Raw genomic sequence first — 15,132 nt, forward strand, 5'->3', positions numbered from 1 at the left:
CGTCCGATGAATCGAGTCGCCTTTTTTGGGGGCTGATCATGGCCATGTATCCACGACGCCAGGTGCTGGGAGCCGCGGCCGGTGCCGCCGCCCTGGCCGCCGTACCGCTCGCCGGCCCGGCCGCTGCCGCGGAGAGAGCGGCGGGGCAGGTGGGGGAGCGGGGGACCGGCCCCTGGGCCGCCGTCCCGGATCCGGTGCCCGTCCCGCTCGACGCGCTCTTCGACAACGACGGCATCGACACCGCGGCCGCCGGCGGCGGGAGCTTCGACGGTTCCGGCTACACCTTCCCCGGTGAGGAGCTGCCCTCGGGCCGGATCGAGGTCGGCGGCATCCCCTTCCTGTTCCCGGCGGCCGGGGCGGGGACGTACAACAACGTGGTCGCCAGGGGCCAGCGCATCGACCTGCCCAGGGGCCGCTACCTGTCCGCGCTGTTCCTGACGTCCGGCAGCTACGGCAACGCCTCCGGAACGGCCACGGTGCACTACGCCGACGGTTCGACGACGGCCGCGGGACTCGGCGGCGCCGACTGGTACGCGACCGGCGGCCCGCTGTCGGCGCCGTACCGCTACACGCCCGGCGGCGGAACCGACCGGCACAGCGTCGGCATCGGGGTCGCCGAGGTGTGGATCGACGCGGGCCGGGAGGCCGTCGCCGTCACCCTCCCCGACGTCGGCCCCGCAGAGGAGGGCCGCACCGCCCTGCACGTCTTCGCCCTCTCCCTCCAGGCGCCGGCCGAGGGCCGGGCGCTGCTGGTCAGGGACGCGCACTCCACGCACTCGCTGCTGGAGTCCACCGGCGCGCAGAGCGTGGAGGCCACCGTCCTGAACGCGGGCACCGTGGCGGTCCTCGCCCACGACGCGGTCTCCGTGACCGTGGACGTCCCCGGCGCCAGGACCGTCGAGCCCGCCCGTATCCGGCGCCTCGGCCCCGGCGAGCAGGCCCGCGTCCGCGTCGGCATCCGCAACCGCCCCGGCACCGCGCCCGGCACCCGGCGGGACGGCACGGTCACCGTGCACGGCCGGGGCACCCGCGCGGCCGCGGCCGGCGCCGGCCTGACCCTGGGGACCGCCGACTACGAACCCACCGAGACCTCGCTGTCCGGCCACCAGGCGCCGTACTGGTTCCAGGACGCGAAGTTCGGCATCTTCATCCACTGGGGCGTGTACTCGGTGCCCGCCTGGTCACCGGTCGGCAAGCAGTACGCCGAGTGGTACTGGAACAGCATGCAGGACCCGGGCGACGAGGTGTACGCCTACCACCGGGCCACCTACGGCGAGGACTTCGCCTACGACGACTTCATCCCGATGTTCACGGCGGAGAAGTTCGACCCCCGCGCCTGGGTGGAGCTGTTCCGCGACGCCGGCGCCCAGTACCACGTGCTCACCTCCAAGCACCACGAGGGATTCGCCCTGTGGGACAGCGCGGTCTCCGACCGCAACGCCGTGAAGCTGGGCCCGCGCCGCGACCTGATCAGGGAACTCTTCGACGCCTCCCGGCGGTACGCCCCCGAACTCCGCCGCGGCCTGTACTTCTCGATGCCGGAGTGGTTCAACCCCGACAGCCCCTGGATGGGCCATGCCCCGCGCAATCCGTACACCCTGGCGTCCGTGCCGTACACCGGCTACACGGCCGGCAAGGACTTCGTGAGGGACTACCAGGCCCCGCAGATGCTGGAGCTGATCCACCACTACGACCCGCACGTGCTCTGGTGCGACATCGGCGGCGACAACGACAGCGTCCACGTGCTGGCCGAGTACTTCAACCACGCCAAGAACCGGCACCGGCCCGTCGACGTGACCGTCAACGACCGCTCGGGCATCGGGTTCCACGACTACACCACGCCCGAGTACACCACGTACGACACCACCGTCGTCGCCAAGTGGGAGGCCAGCCGCGGCCTGGACCCGCGCAGTTACGGATACAACCGGGCGACCCCGGACGACGCCTACATGACCGCCGAGGAGGTCGTGCACAGCCTCGTCGACATCGTCTCCAAGAACGGCAACTTCCTCCTGGACATCGGGCCGCGCGCCGACGGCACCATCCCGGAGATCATGCAGCGGCGGCTGCGGGAGACCGGCCGCTGGCTGCGCACCAACGGCGAGGCGATCTACGACACGACGTACTGGTCGCTGATGGCGCAGCTCGGCGAGGACCTGCGCTTCACGGTCCGGCCGAACCGGGCCTTCTACATCCACAGCCTGGTCCGGCCGGGCGCCCGGCTCACCGTCGAGGCGCCGGTGCCCGTCCGCGGCGGAGACACGGTGACGATGCTCGGCCACGACCGGCCCCTGCACTGGACGGTCCGGAACGGGGCCCTGGTGATCGACGTCCCCGAGGCGGCCCGCAGGGCGGGGGAGCACGTGTGGGTCTTCAAGGTGGCCTGGCACGACTGAGCGTCCCCCGGCCGGCCCCGCGCCCTCTCCGCGCCCTCCTCCGCCGGAGGAGGGCGCGGGGCCGGGCGCGCCGGCTCAGGCGGCGCCGGGTGCGGGCTGCCAGCTCCAGTTGGGGCGCTCGTAGGCGACCTCGAAGCCGAGCCGGAGCATGTTGTGCAGGGAGGGGTTGCGGGTGCCCGGGTCCTCCGTGCCGGTCTCGGCGATGAGGAAACGGCAGCCGAGGTCCCGCGCCGCCCGTGCGCGGGCGGCCAGAAGGGCGGTCTGGCCGCCGCGGTTGCGCGCGTGGGGGAGGACCGCGCCCGCGAACAACTGGGCCGTGTCGCCGTGGACGTGCATGGTGCCGGTGCCGACGATCTCCCCGTCCAGCCAAACGGCGAAGGCGTGCCATCCCGGCTGGGTGGCCGACGACGCGGACAGCTCGGCGTAGTGCTCCTCGGGCATCCCGAACGCGCGGACCAGGACCGTGCCCCACTCCGCGGCGTGCTGCGGCTCCACCGGGGTGACGGTGATGCCGGCGGGTGCCGTCTCCAGGGCGTCGGCGCGGGCGATGACGTCCTGCGTCGTGCCGACGAGCTTCACCCAGGACGACCCGGCGGTGATGCCCTCCCTCGCGCGGATGGCGTCCCAGTCCTCGGGGAGGAACGCGGGGGCGATCTGGAGGACGGCGTACGGGGTGCGCTCCGCCCGGTAGAAGTCGCAGACCTCGCGGATCAGCTCGGCGGTGACGGGGCCGGTCGTGCCGAAGCCCAGGGCCTTGCTCCAGAAGCGGGTGGGGTCGTTGCGCACCGACAGCACGACTCCGCCGCCGATCCGTGCGGCGTTCATGCCCATGGCGGCGCGGAGGGACTCAGGAGCGCCGGTCTCGAAACGGAACAGCGCCTCTGCCTCCGACTGCTCGGCGACCGACGGGTGGACCAGGGTGTTCATGGGGCTACCGGCTCTTTCGGGTCTGGTGCGTGTACGGACGGTTCGGACTGCACGGGGCCCGGCGCCGCGCGGGGCGCGGCGGCGGACACCGACATGACGTCGCCGCCGGGCGGAAAGTTCGAACCGGTCCCTGTGATGCGGACCACTCGTCGGGTTCCGGTGTGTCGCGTCCTCCCACCATGACCCACGGACACACGGTGCGCCGGTTTGTCGCGCATCCTGCCGTGCCGTCCTGTCGCGCTGCACACCGTGTGCGTCCCTGACCTGCGGTCGGACGGGAGGGCGTCCTGAACCGTCGACCCCACGGTGTGCACCGGTTGTTGTGACAGCTCCGCGTGCCGGTCCCGCGGCGAGGCCGCTCCGCAGTGTGACGCCCGGGCCAACGCCGGCTCGGCGTCCGGCGAACGCGAGATCTACGCGGGAAGAATTATTGTCATGGACACTTCCCAAGGTGCCGGAACTGGCGCTACTAAGTGGTAGTCAGTTCACCGCTCAGGGAGGTTCCGTGAGACCCACGAAGTCGTTGTCGGCCCTGGCTACCCTGATCATGGCCATGGTGTTCGGCCTGCTCCTGTCGAGTCCGGCACACGCCGCCGGCCCTGCCTACGTCGCGCTCGGAGACTCGTACTCCGCGGGCAACGGCGCGGGCAACTACGACAGTGCGAGCGGCAGTTGCCACCGGAGTTTCAGCGCGTACCCGTACCTGTGGAAGAACGCCCACGCCCCGTCCTCGTTCGCCGACACCTCCTGCTCCGGCGCGGTGACCACCGACGTGACCAACAGTCAGCTCGGTCCGCTGAACGCCTCCACCGGGCTGGTCTCGATCACCATCGGCGGCAACGACGCGGGCTTCTCCGACGTCATGACCACCTGTGTGACCGGCTCCGACACCACCTGCGTCAACCGGGTCAACACGGCGGAGAACTACGCGCGTAACACCCTCCCGGCCCGCCTGGACGCCACCTACGACGCGATCCGTGCCAAGGCCCCCAACGCGAAGGTCGTCGTTCTGGGCTACCCGCGGGTCTACACCCTCAACGTCTTCTGCGTCGGCCTCTCCGACACCAAGCACCGCAAGATCGACGAGGCGGCCGACGTCCTCGACAGCGTCATCGCCGCCCGGGCGGCCGCCCACGGCTTCGTCTTCGGCGACGTCCGCGGCACCTTCAACAACCACGAGCTCTGCTCCGGCGACGACTACCTGCACTCCCTCGTCATCTCGCCGAGCTGGGAGTCCTACCACCCCACCGCCACCGGCCACTCGAGCGGCTACTACCCCGTCCTGAACGCCAACAGCTGACCCCGCACCGGTACCGAGCACCGGCATCCGGCCGGGGGCCCGCCCGCGAGAAGTCGCGGGCGGGACCCCGGCCGCACTGGTCGTCGGGTGCCGGTGCCGGGCCCGTCGCGCGCCCTGTCACGACGACGGAGCCGGCGGCGGGGAAGCCGCTCGTCCGGAGCTCCCGGGGGCCTCGGCGGGCGTCGGCGCGGCGGACGGCGGTCCGCCGCGCCGGAACGGGCTCAGGTCAGCGGGTGGCCGCGTCGACGAGCGCGCGGATGGTGTCGGCGGAGGCCGGGGTGGCCGCCGCGTTCGCGAAGTCGGCGGAGCCGCCCGCGTACGGCGGGCCGTAGACCGGAGTGCCCGGCTGCGAGCGCCAGCTGTCGGCGAGGGTGCCGTAGGCGAGCGCGTCGTAGCCGAGCAGGTCGAGGAGCTCGGCGGCGTGCGCCACGGCGGCCGGGTCGTCGCCCGCGACCGGCAGCGCGGTGCGGTCGGGTGAGCCCTTCGGCCGGGCGAGCGCGGCCAGGTGGCGGAAGAAGATGTTGTTGAAGGCCTTCACCACGTGGGACTCGGGGAGGTGGCTCTGGAGCAGCTGGCTGTCGGTGCTGCTGCCGTCCTTCAGCACGGCGATCTCACCGTCCCGCTGCGGGTAGTAGTTGCCGGTGTCGATGACCGTCTTCCCGGCCAGCGGTGCCACCGGGACCTGGTCGACGGCCTTGAGGGGGATGGTGACCACGACCCAGTCGCCCGCCGCCGCGGCCTCCTCCGGGGTCGCCGCGCGGGCCCGCGGGCCGAGCTCGGACACCAGGTCCGCGAGCGTCTCCGGCCCCCGGGAGTTGCTGAGGACGACGTCCAGCCCGGCGTCCGTCGCGAGCCGCGCCAGAGTGCCGCCGATCGATCCGCTGCCGATCAGTCCAAGAGTTGCCATGGTGTGACCTCGTCCTTCACAGTCCAATGCGTTCGGTTCTGGTGCAACGATCGTCGCCAAGTGCTTTCTTCCGCCGCTTCGACGCGCCTTGACTTCGAGTGCGCTCGCATCCGTAGCGTGTGCGGCATGAGCGAACTGCGGGCGGACCGCCCGGTGAGGGTGCTGGTGACCGGCGGGACGAGCGGCCTGGGCCTGGCCATGGCCTCCGCCCTGGCCGAGGCGGGCGCGACGGTCGCGCTGACCGGCCGCTCCGGCACGCGTGCCGACGAGGTCGCCGGGCGGCTGCCGGGAGCGGTCGGCGTCGCGATGGACGTGCGCGACGAGTCCTCCGTGGCCCGGGCCGTCGACCGGGTGTGGTCGCGGCTCGGCGGCATCGACCTGCTCGTGAACAACGCCGGGATCGGCATGCGCACGGTCAACCCGCGCTTCATGACGGAACCGCAGGCCCTCTGGGACGTTCCGGCCGACGGCTTCCGCGCGGTGATCGAGACCCATCCGACCAGCTACTTTCCTGGTGGCCCGCGAGGTGACGCACGCCGCGGATGCCGGCCGCGGGAGGCGGACGCATCGTCAACATCGCGGTGAACGAGTCGACCATGCACAGGACCGGGTTCGTCCCCTAGGGCCCTCGCGCGCCGGCAGCGAGGCGCTGTCCCGGACATGGCCGCCGACCTGCGCGACTGCACCGACTGAGCGTCCCGCGGCCGGTCACCGCGCCCGCCTCCGCCGGGCGGAGGGCGCGGGACCGGGCGTGCCGGCTCAGGCGTGCGCGGATGCGATCAAGCTTGGCCAAAGTCGCAAAGCGGGGAGCCACGGCGGTCACGTCGATCTCCCGGCCGCGACCGGACCACGCGAGGGCTTGGCCAAGGTTGCCCGCGCTCGCGCACACCACGGCTCGCGAGCCGCTGTAGGCGAGCAGGCTGACGACGACCTCGGTGCCGCGGGCCTTGAAGCTGCTGACCGGGTTCGCCGTTTCGAGCTTGATACTCACCGTGCACCCAAGGCCGGGCTCCAGCGCCTCGCAGCGGGTGCGCCATGACACCGACGCAGTGCTGTCCTGGGCCTAGGCCCAGGACAGCCGGAAACACGACGAGAACTTCGGGACCCCGCGTATCGGGGCGGCACGGGTCAGGTCGACGACACCACCCGCACCGGACGCCGTGTGATCAAATTGCGCGCTGTGCATGCGCTTTGCGCTGGGCCGGGGCGATCGGGAGGCCCTGCGTCGCCAAGCGGCTGAGCGGGCGAGGAGACCGCAGGGGTGACGGTGACGCACAGGGTGCCCCGACGCTCGGAGTCAAGGCCGGCTCTTGACCCTCACGCGGCGTCAGGCTTCATAGTCGGTGCCGTGGAGGATCACTGGACCGTGGGGCGCGTAGCTGAGCTGGCCGGCGTGAGTGTCCGCACGCTACATCACTATGACGAGATCGGGCTCGTGCGTCCGTCGGCGCGGACCGCGGGCGGGTACCGAGCCTATTCGGCAGCCGACGTGGAGCGGCTGCGCGAGGTTCTGGCCTACCGGCGGCTGGGCTTCGGGCTGCGGGAGGTTGCTGAACTGGTCGGCGACCCGTCCATCGACGCGGTCGCGCACCTGCGCCAACTGCGCCGCCTGCTGATGGAGCGGCGTGATCGCGCTGACGCCATGGTGGCGGCCATCGACAGGGAGCTTGGGGCACGGGCGAAGGGAGTGATGGTGACACCGGAGAAGCAACTGGAGATGCTCGGTGCACGGCTGTACGACGCGATCGGCGGCGCCTACACCGCGACACGGCGTACCGATCCGCGGATCGCCGCGAAGATCTGGGACGCGCTCGGGGACACGCAGACGGTGCTGAACGTCGGGGCCGGCACCGGCTCTTACGAGCCTGCTGATCGCGACGTGACCGCGGTGGAGCCATCGGCGGTCATGCGAGAGCAGCGGCCTGCCGACTCGGCGCCGTGCGTGGCCGCCGCCGCGGAGAGCCTGCCCTTCGAGGACCACTCCTTCGACGTCGCGATGGCCGTCTCCACCGTTCACCACTGGGGAGACCCGATAGCAGGGTTGCGCGAGATGCGGCGCGTGGCCCGCCGCGTGGTGGTGCTCACGTTCGACACCGACGAGCCCGGATGGCAGGACCGGTTCTGGCTTACCCGCGACTACCTGCCCCAGTTCGCCGCCGTCCTCGCAGATTTTCCCTCGCTTGCCTGTATGGCCGACGCGCTTGGCGCCCGCGCTGAGCCGGTGCCCGTCCCGTGGGACTGCGCCGACGGCCTGTTCGAGGCGTACTGGCGCCGGCCGGAGACGTATCTGGAGGATCACGTACGCCGCGCCATGTCGGTGTGGACGAGGGTCGGGCCGGAGGCCGAGCAGCGGGCGGTACGAAGCCTTGGCAACGACCTCGCCTCCGGCCGGTGGTCCGAGCGCAACGGCCACCTCGCCGACCTCGACGCGGCAGATCTCGGTCTGCGCCTACTCATTGCTTGAACCGCGGGCGCGCCCGCCCGGTGATCGCGTCGAGCGACGCCTGGAGCGGGCGCGGGCAGATGCTCGGGCGGGCGGTGGCCGCCGACCCCGGGGAGCCCCTGGATTACCCGGGCACCGTTCTTCCCCCGAAGTCCTGGCCGACGCCCGCCTCGGCACGATCTCGCCCTGCCCGGCGGTGACCGTCGCTCAGGCCACCCGCAGGTCGCCGATCGCGTCCTCGTCCCAGTCGATGCCGATGCCCGGGGACTCGGGGGGCACCACGCAGCCGTCCACGATGCTCAGCGGGGTGCGCGTGATCGCGGCCAGCTGCGGGATGTGCTCGACGTACATGCCCGCGGGCACGGCGCAGGCCAGGCTGGCGTGCAGTTCCATGAGGAAGTGCGGGGCGACCTGGACGTTGAACGCCTCGGCGGTGTGGGCGGTCTTGAGCCACGGGGTGATGCCGCCGACGCGGGCGACGTCGACCTGGACGATGCCGGCGGCGCCCGCGGACAGGTACTCGGCGAAGCGGCCGACGGCGTAGAGGGACTCGCCGACCGCGACGGGGATCGAGGTCGAGGCCGCGAGGCGGACGTGCCCCGCGAGGTCGTCGGCGGGGAGGGGCTCCTCGAACCAGGCGATGTCGTACGGCTCGTACGCGCGGGCCCGGCGGACGGCCTCGGCGCCGGTCATGGACTGGTTGGCGTCGACCATGAGCACCCAGTCGGGCCCGACCGCCGCACGGACCGCGGCCAGGCGCTCGGTGTCCTCGCCGACGGTGGGCTTGCCGACCTTGACCTTCGCGCCGCGCAGGCCGCGTTCCTTGGCCCGCACGGCGCTGCTCGCCAGCTCGTCGGGGGTCAGGTGGAGCCAGCCGCCCTCGGTGTCGTACAGCGGGAGCCGCTCGTGGGCGCCGCCCGCGAGCCGCCACAGCGGCTCGCCGGCGCGCAGGCAGCGCAGGTCCCACAGGGCGGTGTCCACGGCGGCCAGGGCGAGCGAGGTGATCGCGCCGACCGAGGTGGCCCGGGTGACCGACAGGAGCCGCTGCCACAGCGCCTCGACATTGCGGGCGTCGGCCCCGACGAGCAGCCCGGCCAGGTGGTCGCGGAGCAGGGCGAGCACCGAACTGCCGCCGGTGCCGATGGTGTACGCGTAGCCGGTGCCCGTCAGGCCGTCGTCCGTGGTGAGGGAGACCAGGATCGTCTCCTGGCGGACGAAGGTCTGCAGGGCGTCGGTGCGCAGCACCTCCGGTTCGAGGAAGACCATCCGGCACTCGACGCGACTGATCCTGCTCATGGGGACGACCACGTACCTTTCGGGATCACGGAGAGGGTCACTTCGTGGGGGCGAACACCCGTTGCGCGGCCACCGCCGCACCCCCGCGGGCCCACTCCTCGAAGGGCAGCGGACGGACCTCGATGTCGCAGTCGGCCGCGGCGCCGAACGCGTGGCCGGCGAAGGTCTGCCGGAGCTGGTCGGCGAACAGGTCGTACGAGGCGACGCCCTCACCGGAGATGATGATGCGCTCCGGGCCGATGAGGTTGGCCACCGACGCCATGGCGAGCCCCATCACATGTCCGGCGCGGGAGAAGACGGCGCGGACCGCGGTGTCGTTCGCATGGGCGAGGCGGACCGCCTCCTCCATCGTCAGGGCCGGGTTGCCGGTGGCGTGGCGGGCCTGCTCGGTGATGGCGTGCGTCGAGGCGACGGTCTCGACGCAGCCGGTGTTGCCGCAGGTGCAGGTGCGGTCGGTGCCGCCCACCGGCAGGTGCCCGACCTCACCGGACACCCCGTGCGCGCCGGAGACCACCCGCCCGTTGATGGACAGCCCGCAGCCGATCCCGGCGCCCACCGTGACCAGGGCGAACGACGACAGCCCGACACCGGCCCCGAACCACTGCTCGGCGACGGTCAGGGCCCGTACGTCGTTCTCGATCACCGTCGGGATGCCGGTGGCCGTCTCCACGAGCTGGGCCAGCGGGACGCGGCGCCAGTTGAGGAAGGGGGAGAAGTGCACGATGCCGGTCTGCCCGTCCACGTCCCCGGAGATGGTGACGCCGACGCTGTGGATCGCGCCGTCGTCCTCCGCACCGGCGGCGGTGCGCAGCTGGGCGATGAGCCGGGAGATGGCCAGCACCACCGTTCCGACGTCGCGCGAGTCGAGGGCGGCGCGCCGCGAGGCCAGCGGCTGGGCCGTCAGGTCGGTGACGACGCCGATGAGCTCGTCGCCGGTCACCTTCACGCCGACGAAGCGCGCGCGCTCGGCGTGGACGGCGATCAGCGTCGGCGGGCGGCCGTGGGCCCGTTCCCCGGACGGCCGGCCGAGTTCGGTGATCCATCCGTCGGCCAGCAGGGGAGTGGCGGCCTTGGTCACGGCCCCGCCCGACAGCCCCGTGCGCCGTCCGATCTCGGCCCGGGTCAGGGGGCCGTACGCGAGGAGTGTCTGGAAGACCAGGACAGCGGCGGGGGGCTGGTCGGCGAGGCTCATGGCCGGGACCATACCTTTCCAATGGAAAGTAAGAAAGTGGCGCGGCGAACCTCAATGATCCCACCTTTTCCTTGATCTGCTGGGGAGTTGCTGGGCATCTCCGGGTGATCACCGGTGGTGGCGGGGCAAGACATCGGATTTCTCCCGCCGGATATGTTGACGCTGGAAGGAAACCCTGGCTACATTCGCCGCACTCCTCGTCGGTGCGGACGAGACGGTCCTCATGGGGGAGGAGTGCGACCGGCCCCCGGTCGCAGCACTTTCCGGCCTCGGTGGCGTTCCGGGACGACCGCCACCGAGGAAGGCTCCGCGGGCAGGACTGTCCTCCCGCACCACCGTCGATATCCCAGCGGACGCCGAGCGCCGGCCCACCCGGTCGCGCGCCGCAGCGTTCTGCCGTACCCCGTCGCGCCGAAATGGAGTACACCCATGGCTCGTTCAGCTGCACGCGCACGTCTGAGATGGCCCAGGCCCCGGACGCGCAGCGGCATGCGCAGGGCCTTCATCCTCCCCGCCCTCGCGGTGGGCGCCCTCGCCGCGCCCCTCGTCGCCCCCGCCGTCGCCGCCCCCGCCACCGCCCCGGCCCCGGCCGTCGCGCGGACCGCCGGCACGACGACGGCGCCGGTGCTCGCCGCCAAGCCGTACATGGGCTGGAGCAGCTGGAGCCTGGAGTCCACCAACTTCCCCGGCTACGGCGGTCCCTGGCTCACCGAGTCGCACGTCCTCCAGCAGGCGGACATCCTCGCCTCGAAGCTGAAGTCGCACGGCTACGAGTACGTCAACGTGGACGCGGGCTGGAACGTCAACCCGAACACGCAGAAGAACGTCGTCGACGAGTACGCCCGCCCGGCCGCGGACCCCGTCAAGTTCCCGCACGGCATGAAGTACCTCGGGGACAAGCTGCACGCCAAGGGCCTGAAGTTCGGCATCTACATGGCGGTCGGCCTCTACATCGACGCGTACAACGACGGCAGGAGCCCCATCCTCGACGCGCCGGGCTGCACCACCAAGGACATCGTCTACCCCGACCTGCGCAAGACCAGCGGCTGGGACAACGTCTCCTACCAGCTGAACTTCTCCAGCCCCTGCACCACGAAGTACATCGACTCGATCGCGCAGGAGTACGCCGACTGGGGCGTGGACTTCCTCAAGATCGACGGTGTCGGCCCCGGCTCCAACCAGGGCGACGAGGCGCACAACAACGTCCCCGACATCCAGGCCTGGCACAGCGCGCTGGAGAAGACCGGCCGTCCGATCCAGTTCATCCTGTCCTGGTCGCTCAGCCACGACAAGGCCGACGTCTGGAAGCAGAACTCCAACGGCTGGCGGATCGACACCGACGTCGAGTGCTATTGCGACACCCTGGTGACCTGGAACAACTCCGTCAAGCAGCGCTGGAACGACGTCGTCCCGTGGATCGACGACGCCGGTCCCGGCCACTGGAACAACCTCGACTCCCTCGACGTCGGCGCCGGCCCCCTGGACGGCCTCAACGAGGTGGAGCGGCAGAGCCACATGACGCTCTGGGCCATCGAGAGCGCCCCGCTGTACATCGGTGACGACCTCACCCACCTGGACCCGTACGGTCTGTCGCTGCTCACCAACGACGAGGTCATCGCGGTCGACCAGGCCGGCAACCCGGCCCGGCCGGTCAGCCAGGACAGCCCCGAGCAGGTCTGGTACGCCCGCAACACCGACGGCAGCTACACCGTGGCGCTGTTCAACCTCGGCAAGGGCTACGCCGACGTCACCGCCGACTGGAGCGACCTGGGCATCAGCGGCAAGGCCGCGGTCCGTGACCTGTGGAGCCACAAGAACCTCGGCAAGGTGAACGGGAGCTTCACCGACAACCTGCCGCCGCACGGCTCGCGCCTGCTGCGCGTCACCCCGGAGGCCGTCACCGGCAAGCCCGGCGTCCCGCTGGCCGCGCACGCCACCGCCTCCACCGCGACCACCGTCTCGCTGGCCTGGCTGCCGGTGAACACCGGTACCGCCACCAGCGGTTACGACGTCTACGCGAACGGCACCAAGGTCGCCACCACGAGCGGCACCTCCGCCACCGTGACCGGCCTGAAGGCCGCCACCGGCTACGCCTTCACCGTGGTCGCCCACGACTCCCGCGGCCGTCGGTCCGCGGCGGGCAAGGCCGTCCCGGTGACCACCCCGGCCGCCGACGGACCCGTGGCCTACGAGGCCGAGGCGTCCGGCAACACCCTCACCGGCAACGCGAGCGTCAACGACTGCTCGGCCTGCTCCGGCGGCAAGAAGGTCGGCAACCTCGGCGGCGGCAACGGATCGGTGGCGATCAACAACGTCGCGGCGCCGGAGGACGGCACCTACCTGATGAAGCTCGACTACACCGACGGCTCCTCCGGCCGCACGGTGGTCGTCACGGTCAACGGGACGGCGTTCCAGCTCCCGCTGCCCGGCGGCAACGACAACCAGTGGGGCCGGCCGCGGACCGTCACCGTGCCCGTCCGGCTGAAGGCCGGCGCCAACACGGTCAGCTTCGGCAACCCGTCCGACTACGTGTCCGACATCGACCGCATCACCGTCTGACCGGCGGCGGAACCCGTTTCCGAACCACCGGACCGCCGATCCGCCGCACCACTGGGCGGACGCACCACCGAACCACCCGTTCGACCGATGCAGGAAAAGGAGAGTGCCGTGGTGGTCACATCGCAGGGCAACCACACGACGCCGGTGACACCACCGTCCGGCGCAGCCGGCGCGGAGGCCACCACGGCCGCCTCATCCAGCGCGACCCGCCGCATCCGCACCACGAAGTCCCCGGGCAGGAACGGGGGCAGGACCAGGCGCACGGCCGCCACCAGGTCGGTGGCGGCCCGGCGCAGGGACCTGCCGGTCGCCCTCCTGCTGATCCTGCCCTCGGTGGTCGGCTTCGCGATCTTCTACGCCTATCCGACGCTCCGCGGCATCTACCTCGGGTTCACCGACTTCCACGTCCTCACCCCGCCCAACTGGATCGGACTGGCCAACTTCCGCGAGATGTTCGGCGACGACGTCTTCTGGCACTCGCTCCTGGTCACCGTCTACTTCGTGGTCCTGTCCGTCGTCTTCGGCACCCTGGTGTCCCTGGTGACGGCGGTGATCCTGCACCGCGTCACCAGCTCCTCGACGCTGCGCGGCGTGATCCTGCTGCCGTTCCTGATCTCCAACGTGATCGCCGCGCTGGTCTGGCAGTGGATGCTCGACCCGCACCTCGGCGTCATCAACATCGTGCTCGACCATGTCATCGGCCACTCGATCCTGTTCCTCGGCAGCGGCCCGTGGGCCATTCCCTCGCTCGCCGCGATCAGCGTGTGGAAGTGGATGGGCTACTACGCGCTGCTGATCTTCGCCGGACTGCAGACCATCCCGTCCACCATCTACGAGGCCGGCCGGGTCGACGGCGCGTCCGAGTTGCAGATGTTCCGCCGGCTCACCGTGCCACTGCTGCGGCCGATCCTGGTGATGGTGGTCGTCCTGACGGTGATCAACGCCTTCCAGGTCTTCGACATCGTGGCGGTCACCACCAAGGGCGGACCGGCCAACGCCTCGAACGTGCTGCAGATGTACATCTACGACAAGGCCTTCCGGCAGTTCGACTTCGGCTACGCGGCGACGATGTCGCTGGCGCTGTTCGTCCTGCTCATCACGGTCACCTTCACCCAGTTGCGGCTCGCCCGGGCCGACGAATCCGACCTGAACTGACGGAGGCCCCGATGACGGTCGCTCTCGCGCCCCGCACGAAGTCCGTGCGGCGCCCCCGCACCCGGAAGGCCGGCCCCGGCCGGATCCTGGCCTGGTCCTACCTCGGGATCATCTCCCTGGTCACGGTCTTCCCCTTCTACTGGATCCTGCGCACCGCGCTGTCCAACAACTACCAGCTGGCCACCAACCCCTCGTCGCCGCTGCCGGTCGGCTTCACCCTCGGCGCCTTCAAACGGGCACTGGGCCTGGCCTCGCTCGCCGAGGCCCAGGCCCAGGGCGGCTCCGGCGCCTCCCTGGACATCGCGCTCTACCTGCGCAACTCCCTGATCTACGCCTCCGTGCAGACCGCGCTCATCGTGCTGTTCTCCGCCTGCGCCGCCTACGCGTTCTCGCGGCTGCACTGGCGCGGCCGGAACCTGGTGTTCTCGATCCTCATCAGCGCACTGATGGTGCCGAGCGTCTTCACGCTGCTGCCGAACTTCGTCTTCATCAAGGACCTCGGCCTGACCAACACCTTCGCGGGCCTCATCCTGCCCGGCGGGCTCTTCCAGGCGTTCACCCTGTTCTTCCTGCGGCAGTTCATGCTCGGTCTCAGCAGCGAGATCGAGGAGGCCGCGATCATCGACGGCGCGGGGCCGCTCCGGATCCTCGTGCGCATCGTCCTGCCGATGTCGGCGGCCCCGATCGCCACCGTGTCACTGCTGATGTTCGTCAACGCGTGGAACGACTACATGTGGCCGCTGCTGGTCACCAACGACGCGAGTGTGCAGCCGCTGACCCTCGCCCTGGGCGTGTTCAAGCAGTCCTCGCCGCAGGCCGCCCCGGACTGGGCCGGGCTGATGGCCGCCGCGCTCATCGCGGCGCTGCCGATGCTGCTGCTCTTCCTGGCCTTCGGCAAGCGGATCGTCAACTCCATCGGCTTCTCCGGCCTCAAGTAACCGCGTAAGCGCACCTGGA

Annotated in this window: 11 protein-coding genes and 1 pseudogene; 7 read left to right on the forward strand and 5 right to left on the reverse strand. The window is 71.2% G+C overall.

What is annotated here, in order from left to right; genetic code table 11:
- Nucleotides 1–38 precede the first annotated feature (38 nt).
- Nucleotides 39–2,396: an alpha-L-fucosidase gene (locus tag ACIP98_RS18630; protein ID WP_401976888.1), complete on the forward strand. Its 2,358-nt coding sequence runs from the start codon at nt 39–41 to the stop codon at nt 2,394–2,396.
- A 75-nt stretch (nt 2,397–2,471) separates the two neighbouring features.
- On the opposite strand, the gene ACIP98_RS18635 is transcribed toward ACIP98_RS18630, so the two are convergent.
- The gene (locus ACIP98_RS18635) at nt 2,472–3,323 is read right to left on the reverse strand and encodes a GNAT family N-acetyltransferase (protein ID WP_401976889.1); all 852 of its coding nucleotides are present in this window, start codon (nt 3,321–3,323) and stop codon (nt 2,472–2,474) included.
- A 547-nt stretch (nt 3,324–3,870) separates the two neighbouring features.
- On the opposite strand from ACIP98_RS18635, the gene ACIP98_RS18640 reads away from it, so the two are divergent.
- The gene (locus ACIP98_RS18640) at nt 3,871–4,623 is read left to right on the forward strand and encodes an SGNH/GDSL hydrolase family protein (RefSeq protein WP_401976999.1); all 753 of its coding nucleotides are present in this window, start codon (nt 3,871–3,873) and stop codon (nt 4,621–4,623) included.
- A gap of 226 nt (nt 4,624–4,849) precedes the next feature.
- Here the strand turns inward: ACIP98_RS18640 and ACIP98_RS18645 are convergent, their stop codons facing one another.
- Nucleotides 4,850–5,530: an NAD(P)-binding domain-containing protein gene (locus tag ACIP98_RS18645; protein WP_319659381.1), complete on the reverse strand. Its 681-nt coding sequence runs from the start codon at nt 5,528–5,530 to the stop codon at nt 4,850–4,852.
- 126 nt (nt 5,531–5,656) lie between these two features.
- Here ACIP98_RS18645 and ACIP98_RS18650 point away from each other — a divergent pair, with 126 nt between their 5' ends.
- Entirely contained in the window at nt 5,657–6,115 is a 459-nt protein-coding gene (locus ACIP98_RS18650) for an SDR family NAD(P)-dependent oxidoreductase (protein ID WP_401976890.1), read from the forward strand.
- 181 nt (nt 6,116–6,296) lie between these two features.
- Here ACIP98_RS18650 and ACIP98_RS18655 read toward each other — a convergent pair.
- Nucleotides 6,297–6,572: pseudogene (locus ACIP98_RS18655) on the reverse strand (pyridoxal-phosphate dependent enzyme); the annotation flags it as partial.
- Between the two features lie 324 nt (nt 6,573–6,896).
- On the opposite strand from ACIP98_RS18655, the gene ACIP98_RS18660 reads away from it, so the two are divergent.
- Nucleotides 6,897–7,994 carry a MerR family transcriptional regulator gene (locus ACIP98_RS18660; RefSeq protein WP_401977001.1) on the forward strand — a complete coding sequence of 366 codons (1,098 nt, stop codon included), beginning with the start codon at nt 6,897–6,899 and terminating at the stop codon, nt 7,992–7,994.
- Nucleotides 7,995–8,180: 186 nt separating this feature from the next.
- Here the strand turns inward: ACIP98_RS18660 and ACIP98_RS18665 are convergent, their stop codons facing one another.
- Together ACIP98_RS18665 and ACIP98_RS18670 are read right to left on the reverse strand one after the other, a co-directional pair.
- Nucleotides 8,181–9,269, reverse strand: coding sequence for a mandelate racemase/muconate lactonizing enzyme family protein (locus ACIP98_RS18665; protein ID WP_401976891.1), 1,089 nt, complete (start codon nt 9,267–9,269; stop codon nt 8,181–8,183).
- 37 nt (nt 9,270–9,306) lie between these two features.
- Nucleotides 9,307–10,461, reverse strand: a complete 1,155-nt coding sequence (locus ACIP98_RS18670) for an ROK family transcriptional regulator (RefSeq protein ID WP_319659377.1) — start codon at nt 10,459–10,461, stop codon at nt 9,307–9,309.
- 489 nt (nt 10,462–10,950) lie between these two features.
- On the opposite strand from ACIP98_RS18670, the gene ACIP98_RS18675 reads away from it, so the two are divergent.
- The 3 genes from ACIP98_RS18675 to ACIP98_RS18685 all read left to right on the forward strand — a co-directional run bounded on the left by ACIP98_RS18675 (nt 10,951) and on the right by ACIP98_RS18685 (nt 15,113).
- Entirely contained in the window at nt 10,951–13,020 is a 2,070-nt protein-coding gene (locus tag ACIP98_RS18675; RefSeq protein ID WP_401976893.1) for a fibronectin type III domain-containing protein, read from the forward strand.
- 108 nt (nt 13,021–13,128) lie between these two features.
- A complete protein-coding gene (locus ACIP98_RS18680; RefSeq protein ID WP_401976895.1) occupies nt 13,129–14,175 on the forward strand; it encodes a carbohydrate ABC transporter permease in 1,047 nt (348 codons plus the stop codon).
- A gap of 11 nt (nt 14,176–14,186) precedes the next feature.
- Entirely contained in the window at nt 14,187–15,113 is a 927-nt protein-coding gene (locus tag ACIP98_RS18685; RefSeq protein WP_401976897.1) for a carbohydrate ABC transporter permease, read from the forward strand.
- Nucleotides 15,114–15,132: the final 19 nt, after the last annotated feature.

The sequence above is a fragment of the Streptomyces sp. NPDC088354 genome (genome assembly GCF_044753585.1).
GTDB lineage: Bacteria > Actinomycetota > Actinomycetes > Streptomycetales > Streptomycetaceae > Actinacidiphila.

What these genes read in the sequence shown, in the direction of transcription:
- ACIP98_RS18630 (WP_401976888.1), top strand. Translation starts at nt 39, where the DNA reads ATGGCCATGTATCCACGACGCCAGGTGCTGGGAGCCGCGGCCGGTGCC.
- ACIP98_RS18635 (WP_401976889.1), bottom strand. Translation starts at nt 3,323, where the DNA reads ATGAACACCCTGGTCCACCCGTCGGTCGCCGAGCAGTCGGAGGCAGAG.
- ACIP98_RS18640 (WP_401976999.1), top strand. Translation starts at nt 3,871, where the DNA reads ATGGCCATGGTGTTCGGCCTGCTCCTGTCGAGTCCGGCACACGCCGCC.
- ACIP98_RS18645 (WP_319659381.1), bottom strand. Translation starts at nt 5,530, where the DNA reads ATGGCAACTCTTGGACTGATCGGCAGCGGATCGATCGGCGGCACTCTG.
- ACIP98_RS18650 (WP_401976890.1), top strand. Translation starts at nt 5,657, where the DNA reads ATGAGCGAACTGCGGGCGGACCGCCCGGTGAGGGTGCTGGTGACCGGC.
- ACIP98_RS18665 (WP_401976891.1), bottom strand. Translation starts at nt 9,269, where the DNA reads ATGAGCAGGATCAGTCGCGTCGAGTGCCGGATGGTCTTCCTCGAACCG.
- ACIP98_RS18670 (WP_319659377.1), bottom strand. Translation starts at nt 10,461, where the DNA reads ATGAGCCTCGCCGACCAGCCCCCCGCCGCTGTCCTGGTCTTCCAGACA.
- ACIP98_RS18675 (WP_401976893.1), top strand. Translation starts at nt 10,951, where the DNA reads ATGCGCAGGGCCTTCATCCTCCCCGCCCTCGCGGTGGGCGCCCTCGCC.
- ACIP98_RS18685 (WP_401976897.1), top strand. Translation starts at nt 14,187, where the DNA reads ATGACGGTCGCTCTCGCGCCCCGCACGAAGTCCGTGCGGCGCCCCCGC.